Source organism: Rhizobium sp. CFBP 13644, from assembly GCF_014842165.1.
In the GTDB taxonomy this organism is placed as follows: domain Bacteria; phylum Pseudomonadota; class Alphaproteobacteria; order Rhizobiales; family Rhizobiaceae; genus Agrobacterium; species Agrobacterium tumefaciens_C.
On record NZ_JACYVF010000006.1, the window covers coordinates 101729 to 115339 of the forward strand.

The following is a 13611-nucleotide window of genomic DNA, read 5'->3' on the forward strand; positions in this document are numbered from 1 at the left end:
GGGGCAGCATTGACATTTCTGGGAACGATCGAGGAAATCTGGCGCTATCCCGTCAGCTCGCTTGGTGGCGAAAAACTGACGTGTGTCGAGATTGACGAGACGGGGATTGTCGGTGACCGGCAGTGGTGCATTGCCGATGCAAAATCGGGCGAAGTCGCAACACCTGAAAAGCAGGAGCGCTGGCGGCCGGCGCTCTTTCTAAACTCCCGTTTGACTAGCAATTCAGCAGAGATCGGTTTTACCGACGGGTCATGGCTTGATGTTGCCGATGAAGGAATCGACGCGAAACTGACACTGCATTTCGGTTTCGAAACCACCCTGTTGGCCTATGAAAAAGTAGGCGTCCGCGACCCCTCCGTCCGTGGCATTGGCGTGAACCGCTATGAGCCAAGCCCGCTGCACCTCATTACATCAAGCTCTCTGGATCAGCTTTCAAACCTGCTCGGCAACGAGACGGTGGACAGCCGACGCTTTCGCCCGAACGTGGTTTTGCGCACTGAAGGACAAGCGGAGTTTCGGGAAAAGGGATGGATCGGCCAGCGCCTGGAGCTTGGCTCCAGCGTCACCATCGAGGCATCCGAGGAGACCAAGAGATGCGGCATGACGTTGATCGCCCAGCCAGATATTCACGAGAATGCCGACATTCTGCGCACCATCCTGCGGCAGAACCGACGCAACTTCGGCATTTATGCCTCGGTGACAAAGACGGGCGCCATCACTTTGGGTGACAGCGTCCATCTGCAGGATGTGTAGTGAGGGCCGATCAGGCGGCTGATCGCTCCGGGGTAGCCGTTGCTTCGAGGATCGCTTTCGACACGGTGTAGCCGATATCTCTTGCACTGGTGATGCCCTGCACGAAGGGCAGCTTGTGGAGGAGAAAAGCAATGGACCCGCAGTAAAGCTGATTGCTCAGATTATCGTGGAAGACAGGTCTGAATTTCTCATCCAGATCGACGCCGCCGGTGCGCACAACCTTCTCATCAAAGCCTAGCAAGGTCGTTGCCACGCTTGTTGTTGCGCGGCGCACGACGCCCTGCTCTTTCAACGTTGGGAAAGGAATATCCCGCGCTGACAGCGTGTGCTGGCCGGTCGCATCGATGAAGGCGTCGAACTGGTGGGTTTCGCCCTTGGCTTGAACGGTGGCACCGCGTTCGACGCCCTTATTGTCGATTTCGCTCTCATTGCCCAGAGCCATAATTTCCAGTTTGCCGGCGCGGTGCAGCGCAAGCAGCCTGTGGATGGATGCGTGCGGGACGGTGGCATAATCATCCACAAACACAGTCTTGAAATGGCTGTGGAAGCGTTTCAGATCGATGTCGTCCAGATGCGGAATGGCCGCCGCAATGACTTCGTGCATGCGCAGGATCGCGTAGCGCCACTCTACCGTATACTGGTTCTGCTTGTTGGCCTCGGCTTCAGCCAGATTGCGCGCGGCCCAGACGAAGGGCGGGGTGGTTTCGCGAGCATGGAAATAGGCTTTTGATATGGTTTCCACAGTCAGTTGCGAAAGACCGATGCGCGAGGCGTAATCGGGATCGCAGAAGGCAAGCTCTGTCTTGAACAACTCGAAGATCGCGTCCAGCAGATCGCTCTGGCGCGTTTCAATTGCGTTCTGGACAGCGGCTTCTGTGCAGAACTGAAGCGGACGATAGGGAATTTCACAATAGAAATCCGCTTCCGGCAGAACGCCCTTGCGCGACATCATGGTGACGTGCAGCCCTTCGGTCTCGGGCAACGCGTGATATTGCAGGATGCCATGCTCATCGAGCAGGAAACTGCCATGGGCTGTCGCAACCGTAATCAACGCATCGATGCCGCTCAGCGACGTCCCGAGAATGCCAACGCGGACAGGCTTGATGGATTTCAACATGGGTGCTGGCCATGGCGACACGAAGTAGCCCGGCTTGATCTCGGTCGTCTCGGGGAAATCATGGCCGGTGGCCATGACCACATGGTCGAAAGCATATTCGAGCGGTTCGCTCTCAGGTGCCGTGACCGAAAGCCGGATATCCGATGGCCTCAGCTCGATGTCTGCAACGCGGTGCGATGCCTTGACCTCGATCGTATGGCCATTGGCCGCACCGATTTTAAGAAGCTGCATGAACTGGGCGTAGAAAAACTCACCCAGCACGACGCGTGGATAATATTCGCGCTCGGCGATGAGCGAACGCTCGATACCCAGACGCTGCAATTCCTCATCGCTCTGGCGCACAAGCCAGGCCATCAGGGTCTCGCACACCGGCGGCAACTCGATGCTGGCGATGTTGGACAGCATGGCACGGTCGTTGAGAGCGGGATGATAGGGCGTTCCCTTGCCGGGATCGGATTCGCTTTCAAAGATGGTGATCGAAAGCGGGGCTGATTTTCCAATCAGACCCTTTAACGTGTAAATGCCTGTCGGGCCCGAGCCGATGATGGCAACTCTAGGTGTCATATGCGCAAAATACCCCTTGGCGAAACGTCTGATGACGTCAGGTAGAAACCGAAATGTCGGGCTGAAGTTCCCCATGCAAGAGGCCAAGACATAAGATAATCTCAATATCTCTGGATGATGATATTCTACTGAACAAATATCCCTTCTAACCCAGTGGGCTTGCATGATGAATGAAGACAATGCGTGCTTTACCTCTCTTCCCGCAGGCTTCGGTGCCGTGGTCATCGGCGCAAGCGGCGGCATCGGCTCTGCTCTGTGCGAGCGGTTGCGGCAGGAACCCAATCTGGGAGAGCTGTTTGAGCTTTCCCGGCGCGATGACCAGCTCGATTTTAGCGATGAAAACTCCATTCAGGCCGCCGCAGCAAATCTGCGGGGCAAGCCGATCCATCTGGTGATCTGCGCAACAGGCGCGCTTGGCGTCGATGGCAACCCGCCGGAAAAATCTTTGCGGCAGCTCGATCCCGATGCGATGCTGCGCCAGTTCACCGTCAACGCCGTGGGGCCTGCCCTCATTGCCAAGCATTTCCTGCCCTTGCTGGATCGCAAGGAACGATCCGTGGTGGCATTCCTTTCAGCCCGCGTCGGCTCCATTGGCGATAACAGGCTGGGTGGATGGATTTCCTACAGAGCCTCGAAATCAGCGCTCAACCAGATTGTCCGCACCGCATCCATCGAATATGCGCGAACGCACCCCGAACTGGTCATGGCCGCCATCCACCCCGGTACCGTCAGAACAAGCCTGTCCGAAAAATATTCCGGCAGCCATCCGACCGTGAGTGCCGACGAGGCGGCGCTGAACATTCTGACGGCGTTGAATGCACTGACCGCAGACCGGACAGGCTCCTTCATGGCCTATGACGGCAGCGAAATTCCCTGGTAGAGATGGTTTGCGGGTCATCGCCACGGAATCTTTTGAAGGGAAAAGACCCATTCGCTCTGGTATGAACCGTCTAGCATCCGCTTTGCTGTGTGCTCTTGGCGGGGCAAGTGGCATGTCTCTACTGCCGCCTCAAACAGCGCTGGCGGCTGAGGGTGACGGTGATGCCTGCCTCTATGAACGAAAAGATGGGCCCCACCCGATCTGCATCGGCCGAAAAACTTTCAATGCCGATCTGTGCCGTACGATGGAGCATTTTGCGCGCAAGAATGACCTACCGCCTGCGTTTTTTGCCCGCCTGATCTGGCGCGAAAGCCTATTTCGGCCCGAGGCCCTGAGCCACAAGGGGGCGGAAGGCATCGCCCAGTTCATGCCATCCACCGCAAGGAGCCGCGGATTGAGCAATAGCTTCGATGTGATCGACGCGCTGGAAACCTCGGCTACCTATCTGAGCGAGCTGAAGACACGGTTCGGTAATTTCGGCTTTGCCGCAGCCGCTTATAATGCCGGTGAAAACGGTCTTGCGCGGTTTTTGTCGCAAGGGCGTCTGCCGATAGAGACACGCGATTACGTGTTTGCCATAACCGGCAACCCAATCGAGACCTGGCGGGATGCGGCACCGGACGTTGCCGCTCCAGAGCTTGCCGATGGCCAGCCCTTTCAAACTGCGTGCGTGACACTTGCCGAAACCAGACGGATGCAGGAACCGGTTTTTGCGGGATCAGCCGACTGGGCGCCCTGGGGCGTGCAACTGTCTGCGCATTACCGTCCAGCCATTGTGGACCGGCTTTTCACCCGTGCCATCACCCGCCTGCCTTCACCGCTGAATGAAGAACGGGCGCTGATTGTGCGCCAGCGCGGCGGCAATTTCGGCAATCGGCCCCGCTATGCGGCGAGAATTGGCCGCGAAACCCGCGGGGGAGCAAACCAGCTCTGTGCGCAAATCCGCGCGGCTGGAACACCCTGCACCGTTCTGCGCAATCGCTGATCCGATGGCAGGCTGCTCTCAAACCTTGCTGCGCATGCTGGCCCGATATTGCTTCGGGCGCATCGCGACCCGTTCCGAAAAGGCCTGATAAAAGCGCGAGACAGACCCAAAACCCGATTCGAAGGCGACATCGGTGATGGGCATGTCGGTTGCGATCAAAAGCGACTGCGCCGTATCGAGGCGGTGGCGGATGATTGCGCGGTTGATGGTCATGCCAACGGCGCGCTTGAACACCGACATCGCATAATTGGGGTGAAGACCTGCATCGCGGCCCACATCTTCTGCCGAGATATCGTTGAGCGCATTTTCCGCGATGAAGCGCAGCATGCGCTCCACATGTTCCATACGCTCGCTATCATTGGCGCCGAGGCTTGCAATGGCCGAGCCTTCCTCGCGCAGATCGCGCCAGCCATCACGCTCGATGCGCAGAACGCGGGCGCTGAGTTCATTGCGGACGATCTCGATGAGGCCCTCATCGCCGGAGCGCAATTCATCCCGCCACCGCTCGAAAATTTCATGGTCATAGGAACGGAGCTCCAGTGCCTCGATCATCGCCCCGCGAAACACCGCGTCTCTGAACCGCGTGAGGCTGGCAAGGCCCAGAAAGAATGACATCGGCACATAGAGGCAGACAAACGAGGTGCCCTCTGCACGGCTAATCACCTGATGCGGGATCATGCCCCAGAACAGGCAAAGCCGTCCCTTATCGACGGTCAGCTCGCGCCCATCGAACCAGTAGGTCATCTGCCCTTCCAGAACGAAATTCAGTTCCACTTGACTGTGCATATGCGGCCCGGCCATGACCTGCACCAGCGATGCTTCGCCTGCGCAAAAGCGGTGGTCTCCGAAGACAACCAGCGGATGTCTCGGGTCATGCTCTGCATGTACCGGTACGGATTCGTCCTGAACTTCTGATGGTACAGAGGCCATAATCTTAGGATCCTGGAGAAACTATGCGGAATTTCGGTAGCTTATTGCGGGTTTCGGTTCAATGATCAAGCCGAACTTGGATTTGGCCTGGGAGGGCGTGCTTTTGGTTCACGGTCTCCACGGCAATGTGTCACGGTCATAGGGAGGAAACACATGACCCTTTTGAAAAGCCTCAGCGGACTTGCTCTGTCGGTAGCGCTGTTTTCGTCCGCCTTCGCTGGCGAGATCACCATCAACTCCGACCACTCGGACCCGGTGCCGAAGAAGGCCATGGAAGAGTTGATTGCAGACTTCCAGAAGGCAAACCCCGGCATTACGGTGAAGTGGAACAACTTCGACCACGAAGGCTTCAAATCTGCCATTCGCAACTTTCTGACCGCAGATGCGCCTGATGTCGTTGCCTGGTACGCCGGCAACCGCATGGAGCCTTTCGTCAAGGCTGGTCTGTTCGAAGATGTGACCGATGTGTGGACGGCCAATGGCCTTGAAGAGCAACTGAAGTCTGCCTCCCCTTCCATGACGATTGACGGTAAGAAATGGGGTGTTCCCTACACCTACTACCAGTGGGGCATTTACTACCGCAAAGACATTTTCCAGCAACAGAGCATCACGCCACCCAAGACCTGGGATGAGCTTCTCGCTGCATCGAAGAAGCTGAAAGACGCTGGCATCACGCCATTCACAATCGGCACCAAGGCCCTTTGGCCAACGGCTGGATGGTTCGACTATCTCGACCTGCGCATCAACGGCTATGATTTCCATATGGAACTCACATCGGGCAAGGTTCCCTATACCGACCCGCGCGTAAAGGCCGTGTTCGAGAAGTGGGCCGAACTGGTCAAGCCGGGCTACTTCATTGAAAACCATGCCGCAATCGACTGGCAGGATGCCGTTCCACAGCTGGTGCAGGGCAAGGCCGCCATGTATCTGATGGGCAACTTCGCGGTTGCCACCTTCAAGAATGGGGGACTGAAAGAAGAGCAGATCGGCTTCATGCCCTTCCCGGAAATCACCGCTGGTCTTCCCGTTGCCGAGGAAGCACCGACCGACACGTTCCACATTCCAAAGGGTGCGAAGAACAAGGACGATGCGAAGAAATTCCTCGCTTATGTCGCATCACCGGAAGCGCAGTCGAAAATGAACGCGACGATGGGGCAGCTGCCCGTCAACAACAAGGCGGAAAAGCCGACGGACCCGTTCCTTCTGGCTGGCTTCGAGATGCTGTCCAAGGCAACCGCCATCGCGCAGTTCTATGACCGCGATGCACAGGCGGAAATGGCAAAGGTCGGCATGGAAGGCTTCCAGGAATTCATGGTCAAGCCTGACAAGATCGACGCCATCCTGGCACGTCTCGAAAAAGTTCGCGCCCGCGTCTATAAATAATACCCCTTCCTCCCAGCTCCGGGTGCCATAAGAGGCACTGCCCAGGCACCCGGCCGCTCTCTTATATATATTTTCCCAAAGGTGCCGCCGTGAGCAACGCCGTTTCACCATCGCCCAGTTTCTGGAAGCGCAATCAGCAAAAACTAGCGCCCTGGCTGTTTCTCGCCCCCGGCCTGTTGATGTTTGTCCTCTACGTTCTGGTGCCAATCTTCCAATCCATCTGGATCAGTTTTCACGACTGGGACGGAATGGGTGAGATGAGCTGGATCGGCTTTGGCAACTACGCCGAGCTGCTTCAGGACGATACATTCTATGTCTCGCTGAAAAACAACATCATCTGGCTGGTGCTGTATCTGCTGTCCATTCCTGCAGGTCTGGCGGTGGCGCTGTTTCTGAACCAGAATGTTCGCGGCATCCGGCTTTATAAATCGCTGTTCTTCTTCCCCTTCGTCATCAGTCAGGTCGTCGTCGGCTTGATGTTCACCTGGTTCTACGCCCCGGATTTCGGGCTGTTTTCGAAGCTTCTGGAATGGCTGACCGGCGAGCAGATCGCCATTCTCGCCGACGAGCGTTTCGTGACCTACGGCATCATCGTGGCTGGCCTCTGGCCGCAGACGGCCTATTGCATGATCCTTTATCTGACGGGTCTCAACAACATCAATCCCGAGCAGGTGGAAGCCGCGCGCATGGATGGTGCCAAGGGTTTCAAGCTGTTGTGGAACATCATTCTGCCGCAGCTGGCACCCGCCACATTCATCGCCATGGTCGTGACAGTCATCGGCTCGCTGCGGTCCTTCGACCTCGTCTCCGTCATGACCGCTGGCGGTCCTTATGGCTCCAGCTCGGTGCTCTCCTATTTCATGTATGAGCAGGCGCTTTCGGAATATGGTTTCCGCATGGGTTATGGCGCAGCCATCGCCGTCGTTCTCTTTCTCATCATGATGATCTTCATCACGCTCTTCATCGTGCGCATGCTGAGCCAGGAAAGGAATTCCTGATGTTCCCCGCACCTATTCAGACAGCCTCACCCTTCATTCGTTGGGGCTATAAAATCATACTGCCGATTGCGCTCATTCTCTGGCTGTTGCCATTGATCGGCGTGGCGATTACCTCCGTCAGACCGGCGGGCGATTTTGCCGCTGGCAATTACTTCGGCATACCGTCAGGCTTTGCGGGCGTTGAAAACTATACGGCCGTCTTTCGGGATTCGCCCATCGGGCTCTATATTCTGAACTCGTTCAAGGTCACGATCCCCACCGTCATCGGCGCTGTTGCGCTCTCCTGCCTCACCGGCTTTGCGCTGGCCGTCTACAAGTTCAAGGCCAATCTGCTGCTATTCTTCATGTTCGTGGCGGGCAACTTCATTCCGTTCCAGATCCTGATGGTGCCGGTGCGTGACATGACGCTGCGGGCCGGTCTTTACGACACGACCATGGGCCTTGTGCTGTTCCATGTCGCCTTCCAGACCGGGTTCTGCACGCTGTTCATGCGCAACTTCATCAAGGGTCTGCCCTTTGCGCTGATTGAATCCGCCCGTGTCGAAGGCGTTTCGGAATGGAGGATTTTCCGCCACATCGTGCTGCCGCTGATGCGTCCGGCCATTGCGGCACTCTCGGTGTTGGTCTTCACCTTCGTCTGGAATGATTATTTCTGGGCCACGGTTCTGGTGCAGGGACAGCACGCCATGCCGGTGACCGCCGGTCTCTATTCGCTGAACGGACAATGGGTTGCTGCCTGGCATCTGGTTTCCGCAGGCTCGCTGGTTGCGGCTCTGCCACCCGTTGCCATGTTCTTCATCATGCAAAAGCATTTCATTGCCGGACTGACACTGGGAGCGACCAAGGGATGAGCCATATCATCACAATCGGCAAAGGAAGCTTTACGCTGAACCTTCGCCTGCCCGAACTCGGCATGCCGGAGATCCTGTCTTTTGCAACAGCGGCAACCTCTGCCGATCCACTGTTTGACATCGAACGCTCCAGCCGGGTGAACGGCATGGACGTGGCTGTGCCCACATCGGTGCTGCTGCCAACGAGTGGTATGGGCTTTTTCGGCTGGCCTGCCATTTCAGGCCACCGTCAGGGTCGTGATTTCACGCTCCAGTTCGGCGCGTGGAAGGTGGAAACCGCAGGAAATGCAACGACGCTGCGCGGCCATGACGCCGTGGCGAAAATCGAAATTGCCATCACGCTGACCGACCATGCGTCCGCGCTGATTTCGATGTCCACAGCGCTGACCAACCGCGCAGACACCGACTACCAGCTGGACCGCTGCATGGCGGCCACCTTTGCCGCACCGGCAGGCGAAACGGAACTGACGAGCTTTACCGGCATGTGGGGCCGCGAGTTCCAGACGCGGCAAGAAGTTCTCGGCAACGGCATCTGGTCTCAGGAAAGCCGACGCGGTCGCACATCGCATGACCGGTTCCCGATGATCTTTGTCGAGACCGCTGGGCAGCGTTTCGGCGTGACGCTCGGATGGAGCGGCAACCACCATGTTGTCATCGACCGCACGGATGATGGCCAGCGGCTGATCCATATGGGCGAATTGTTCGAGCCGGGCGAGGTCATTCTGGCATCCGGCGAAACCTACCAAAGCCCTGTTGCCTATGCCGGGCCGGATACTGAGGCATTTCATGCCTTCGTGCGTGGTGAGCTTCTGGACTGGCCAGGCGGCAAGATGTCTCCACGTCCGGTGACGCTGAACACCTGGGAAGGCAACTATTTCGACCACAAGATGGACTCTCTGAAGGCGCAGGCAACGGCTGCGGCAGAGATCGGCATTGAGCGCTTCGTGCTGGATGATGGCTGGTTCGGCAAACGCGATGACGACACCACAAGCCTTGGCGACTGGGATATCGATGCCCGTAAATATCCTGAAGGCCTGAAGCCACTGGTGGACCACGTAACCGGTCTCGGCATGCAGTTCGGCATCTGGTTCGAGCCTGAAATGATCAACCCGGTCTCGGAGCTTTACAAGAAGCACCCAGACTGGGCCTTGCAGATTGATGGACGCCCGCTGCTGCAATCGCGCACCCAGCTTGTGCTCGACCTGACACGGCAGGAGGTGTCCGACTACCTGTTTGCCAAGATCGACGCTGTCCTTGCAAACCATGCCGTTTCCTATGTGAAGTGGGATATGAACCGCGACCTGACCCATGCGGGCGGGCGTGACGGGCGGGTAAAGACATCTGCCCAGACACGCGCCGTCTATGCGCTGATGGACCGCGTGCGCAAGGCGCATCCGAATGTCGAAATCGAGAGCTGCGCTTCAGGCGGCGGCCGCATCGACTTGGGCGTTCTGGCCCGCACGCACCGGGTCTGGACATCCGATTGCACCGACGCGCTGGAACGGCTGGAAATTCAGCGCGGCGCGTCACTGTTCGTGCCGCCGGAAATTCTCGGAAGCCACATCTCCGCCTCCCCCAACCACCAGACGGGGCGGCGCCACACGCTGGCCTTCCGGGCGCTGGTTGCCATGGCCTATCATCTCGGCGTCGAGCTCAACCCACTGGAGCTGACAGCGTCAGAGCGCAGCGAGCTGAAACTTTACATCGAAACCTACAAGCGGCTTCGAGCCCTGCTGCATGCGCCAGAGGCGAATTTTCAGGCAGAGCCTGTGGACGGGCGTTACGTCTGGGGTGCGGCAAGTGCCGACAAGATCGTCGTCATCATTGCGCAGGGACCGCAAATGGTGGGCGAGCAACCGGCACCGCTCAAACTGCCTGCCAGCGTGACCAAGCTGGGCGGCACATGGAAAATTACCAATTCACTTCCGGCGCAGCCGGAATTCATTCGCATCTCCGAGGGCCAGACCAAGCTGCTCTCCGGCGATATCAGCTTCGAGCTTTCCAGCGTGGGCCTTGCAGGTCTGCCATTGCCGATGCTGAAACCGGAAAGCGCGCTGCTCCTCGAACTGGAACCTGTCAAGGGAGGCAAGATCAATGGCTGACGTAAGCCTGCGCAACGTCAAGAAAGAGTTTGGCGCTCTCAGCGTCATCAAGGGTGTCGACCTCGACGTGAAGGATGGCGAATTCTGCGTCTTCGTCGGCCCCTCCGGCTGCGGAAAATCCACCCTGTTGCGAATGATTGCCGGTCTTGAGGAAATATCTTCCGGTGCGCTTTCCATCGGCGGCAAGGACATGACCAAGATCGGCCCCTCGGAACGGGGTGTGGCCATGGTTTTCCAGTCCTATGCGCTTTACCCGCACATGACGGTTGCTGAAAACATTGGCTTCGGTCTGAAAATGACCGGCCATGCGCCAGCCATGATCGCCGAGCGCACGGCCCATGCCGCAAAAATGTTGCAGCTTGAACCGCTTTTGAAGCGCAAGCCGGGCCAGCTTTCCGGCGGCCAGCGCCAGCGTGTGGCGATTGGCCGTGCCATCGTTCGCAACCCGGAAGTCTTCCTTTTCGATGAGCCGCTGTCCAACCTCGATGCAGCCCTGCGCGTGCAGATGCGCGGCGAGCTTTCCAAGCTGCATAAGGATCTGAAGGCAACGATGATCTATGTGACCCATGATCAGGTGGAAGCCATGACCATGGCTGACAAGATCGTGGTTCTGTCTGCGGGCAAGATCGAGCAGGTCGGATCGCCGCTTGAGCTTTACCACCGTCCGGCAAATCTCTTCGTGGCGGGCTTCATCGGCTCGCCGAAGATGAATGTGCTGAAAGTGCCCGCAGCAAACCAGGACGGCAAAATCGCGCTGACGCTGCCGGGCGGCGCGACGCTTGCGCTCGATGCCCCCAACACGGCTACGCTCAGCAATGCAAGCTTCGGCATCCGCCCCGAGCACATCAGCGCCAGTGGCGAGGGCGATGTGGTGCTGGAAGGCACGGTGCGGCTTGCGGAATATCTCGGCTCGGAAACGCTGTTCTTCGTGGAACTGGCGGATGGCTCGGAAATCTCGGTCAAGGCCGACGGTCTGGCCAGTGCCAAGCCGGGCGACACACTGAAACTCGGCATCAATGCCAAGGCCTGCCATGTTTTTGACGAGCAGGGCCATGCCATCATCAATGGGGATTTGACGCGATAATGCTGGGCGTATGTTATTATCCAGAGCACTGGGACGAAAGCCGTTGGGCTGAAGACGCACGCCGCATGCGCGAGCTTGGCATTTCCTTCGTGCGCATTGGTGAGTTTGCCTGGTCGCGGCTTGAGCCTGCGCGTGGGGAATTCGATTTCGGTTGGCTGGACCGCGCAATGGACGTGCTCCATGCCGCTGGCCTCAAGGTCGTGCTGGGAACCCCAACCGCCACGCCACCGAAATGGCTCGTGGATGAGCATCCTGATATTCTGCCCTATGACGAAGACGGCAAGGTGCGCGGCTTTGGCTCGCGCCGGCATTACACATTCTCGTCACAGACGTGGTGGCGCGAAAGCGCACGCATTGTCGAGATTATTGCGCAGCGTTATGGCGCGCATCCTGGCCTCGTGGGCTGGCAGACGGACAATGAATATGGCTGCCATGACACGACCGCATCATGGGGGGCCGAAGACCTCAAGCAGTTCAAGCAATGGCTGCGGCTGCGCTATCAATCACCGCAGCAGCTGAACGAAGCCTGGGGCTCGGTGTTCTGGTCGATGGAACTGAAGAGTTTCGACGATGTGCGGCTGCCGAACCTGACGGTGACGGAACCCAACCCTGCCACCCGGCTGGATTTCTGGCGCTTCCAGTCCGATCAGGTTGCCGCCTACGACAAGATGCAATGCGATATCCTTCGCAAGCACTCGCCAGACCGCTGGATCACGCACAATTTCATGGGTTTCGTTTCGGATTTCGACCACTTCAAGGTGGGCGACAATCTGGATCTCGCATCCTGGGACAGCTACCCGATTGGTTTTGTCGAGAAGTTTCCATTCACGGAAGAAGAGCGCAATCGCTGGGCGCAGACATCGCACCCCGATATCGCCCCCTACCACCATGATCTCTATCGCGGCGTTGGCAAGGGCCGTTTCTGGGTGATGGAACAGCAGCCCGGACCGGTGAACTGGGCGCCGTGGAACCCGGTGCCGAAGCCGGGCATGGTGCGGCTCTGGACATGGGAAGCGCTTGCCCATGGCGCAGAAGTGGTCAGCTATTTCCGCTGGCGCCAGGCACCCTTTGCGCAGGAACAGATGCATGCGGGCCTCAACATGTCGGGTCTGGACGAGCTATCGCCCGGCGGACTGGAGGCACAGCAGGTCGGGGAAGAGCTGAAGGCTTTGGCCGACCTGCCGGCCAGCGAAAAGGCCCATGTCGCGCTGGTGTTCGACTATCAGAGCTACTGGACAACGATGATCCAGCCGCAGGGCAAGGATTTCCGCTACGAGGAGCTTTGCTTCCGCTGGTATGAAAGCCTTCGCCGTCTCGGCCTCGATATCGATTTCGTTCGCCCGGGCGATAGTCTCGAGGGCTATGCGCTTGTCGTCGTTCCCTGCATGACGGAGGTTGATGTCGCCACCGAAGCAGCTCTTTCCAAGGCCACCGGTCACATCGTGATCGGCGCACGGACCGGCTCTCGTGACCGCAATTTCGTGATCCCGAAAAACCTGCCACCCGGCCCGCTCGGCCAACGCACCGGCAACCGCGTCATTCAGGTTTCAACCCTGCGGCCCGGTCTTTCCGACGCCGTTTCAGGCGCTGTATCCGGTGCGGCGATCCGTTGGCGCGAAACGGTGCAGACCTCGGCAGAGGTGCTGGCGCGTTTTACAAATGGCGATCCGGCGCTGACGCAAAGCGGCAATATGCTCTATCTCGCCTGCTGGGCCGATGAGGAACTGCTTTCAAGCGTGCTTGCGCTGGCCGCGAAAAAGGCTGGCCTCGAAACCATTGAATTGCCGGATACCATCCGTATCCGTCGCCGCGGCAACCTCACCTTTGCCTTCAACTATGGCGCCGAGGCGTGGACGGTTCCCGAAGGCGCGAAGATTGTGCTGGGAGAGAGCGTTCTGGAGCCGCAGGCCGTTTCCATCTGGACGAAATAACGAACATCTGAGAGCCCGCAAACATCATTACGG

The 13611-nt window shown here is 58.2% G+C and carries 11 protein-coding genes; 9 read left to right on the forward strand and 2 right to left on the reverse strand.

What is annotated here, in order from left to right; translation table 11 throughout:
- Positions 1 to 9: 9 nt before the first annotated feature.
- Positions 10 to 753: an MOSC domain-containing protein gene (locus tag IFT53_RS15795; protein WP_192066179.1), complete on the forward strand. Its 744-nt coding sequence runs from the start codon at positions 10 to 12 to the stop codon at positions 751 to 753.
- A gap of 10 nt (positions 754 to 763) precedes the next feature.
- Here the strand turns inward: IFT53_RS15795 and IFT53_RS15800 are convergent, their stop codons facing one another.
- Positions 764 to 2434 carry an FAD/NAD(P)-binding protein gene (locus IFT53_RS15800; protein ID WP_192066177.1) on the reverse strand — a complete coding sequence of 557 codons (1671 nt, stop codon included), beginning with the start codon at positions 2432 to 2434 and terminating at the stop codon, positions 764 to 766.
- A 163-nt stretch (positions 2435 to 2597) separates the two neighbouring features.
- On the opposite strand from IFT53_RS15800, the gene IFT53_RS15805 reads away from it, so the two are divergent.
- A complete protein-coding gene (locus tag IFT53_RS15805; protein ID WP_244656354.1) occupies positions 2598 to 3314 on the forward strand; it encodes an SDR family NAD(P)-dependent oxidoreductase in 717 nt (238 codons plus the stop codon).
- 112 nt (positions 3315 to 3426) lie between these two features.
- On the forward strand, positions 3427 to 4299 hold the full coding sequence (locus IFT53_RS15810) for a lytic transglycosylase domain-containing protein (RefSeq protein WP_244656353.1): 873 nt from the start codon (positions 3427 to 3429) through the stop codon (positions 4297 to 4299).
- Between the two features lie 18 nt (positions 4300 to 4317).
- On the opposite strand, the gene IFT53_RS15815 is transcribed toward IFT53_RS15810, so the two are convergent.
- The gene (locus tag IFT53_RS15815; RefSeq protein ID WP_042616885.1) at positions 4318 to 5229 is read right to left on the reverse strand and encodes a helix-turn-helix domain-containing protein; all 912 of its coding nucleotides are present in this window, start codon (positions 5227 to 5229) and stop codon (positions 4318 to 4320) included.
- A gap of 153 nt (positions 5230 to 5382) precedes the next feature.
- Here IFT53_RS15815 and IFT53_RS15820 point away from each other — a divergent pair, with 153 nt between their 5' ends.
- The 6 genes from IFT53_RS15820 (at position 5383) to IFT53_RS15845 (ending at position 13578) form a co-directional block, all read left to right on the forward strand.
- A complete protein-coding gene (locus tag IFT53_RS15820) occupies positions 5383 to 6612 on the forward strand; it encodes an ABC transporter substrate-binding protein (protein WP_192066174.1) in 1230 nt (409 codons plus the stop codon).
- 89 nt (positions 6613 to 6701) lie between these two features.
- Positions 6702 to 7610 (forward strand): carbohydrate ABC transporter permease, encoded by a 909-nt coding sequence (locus tag IFT53_RS15825; protein WP_042616883.1) that lies wholly within the window; start codon positions 6702 to 6704, stop codon positions 7608 to 7610.
- The gene (locus IFT53_RS15830) at positions 7610 to 8461 is read left to right on the forward strand and encodes a carbohydrate ABC transporter permease (RefSeq protein ID WP_192066172.1); all 852 of its coding nucleotides are present in this window, start codon (positions 7610 to 7612) and stop codon (positions 8459 to 8461) included. The genes IFT53_RS15825 and IFT53_RS15830 overlap by 1 nt, the downstream gene beginning before the upstream one ends.
- Entirely contained in the window at positions 8458 to 10563 is a 2106-nt protein-coding gene (locus IFT53_RS15835; protein WP_192066170.1) for an alpha-galactosidase, read from the forward strand. Before IFT53_RS15830 ends, IFT53_RS15835 begins: the two co-directional genes overlap by 4 nt.
- On the forward strand, positions 10556 to 11647 hold the full coding sequence (locus tag IFT53_RS15840) for an ABC transporter ATP-binding protein (protein WP_192066169.1): 1092 nt from the start codon (positions 10556 to 10558) through the stop codon (positions 11645 to 11647). The genes IFT53_RS15835 and IFT53_RS15840 overlap by 8 nt, the downstream gene beginning before the upstream one ends.
- Entirely contained in the window at positions 11647 to 13578 is a 1932-nt protein-coding gene (locus IFT53_RS15845) for a beta-galactosidase (protein WP_192066167.1), read from the forward strand. Before IFT53_RS15840 ends, IFT53_RS15845 begins: the two co-directional genes overlap by 1 nt.
- Positions 13579 to 13611 lie beyond the last annotated feature (33 nt).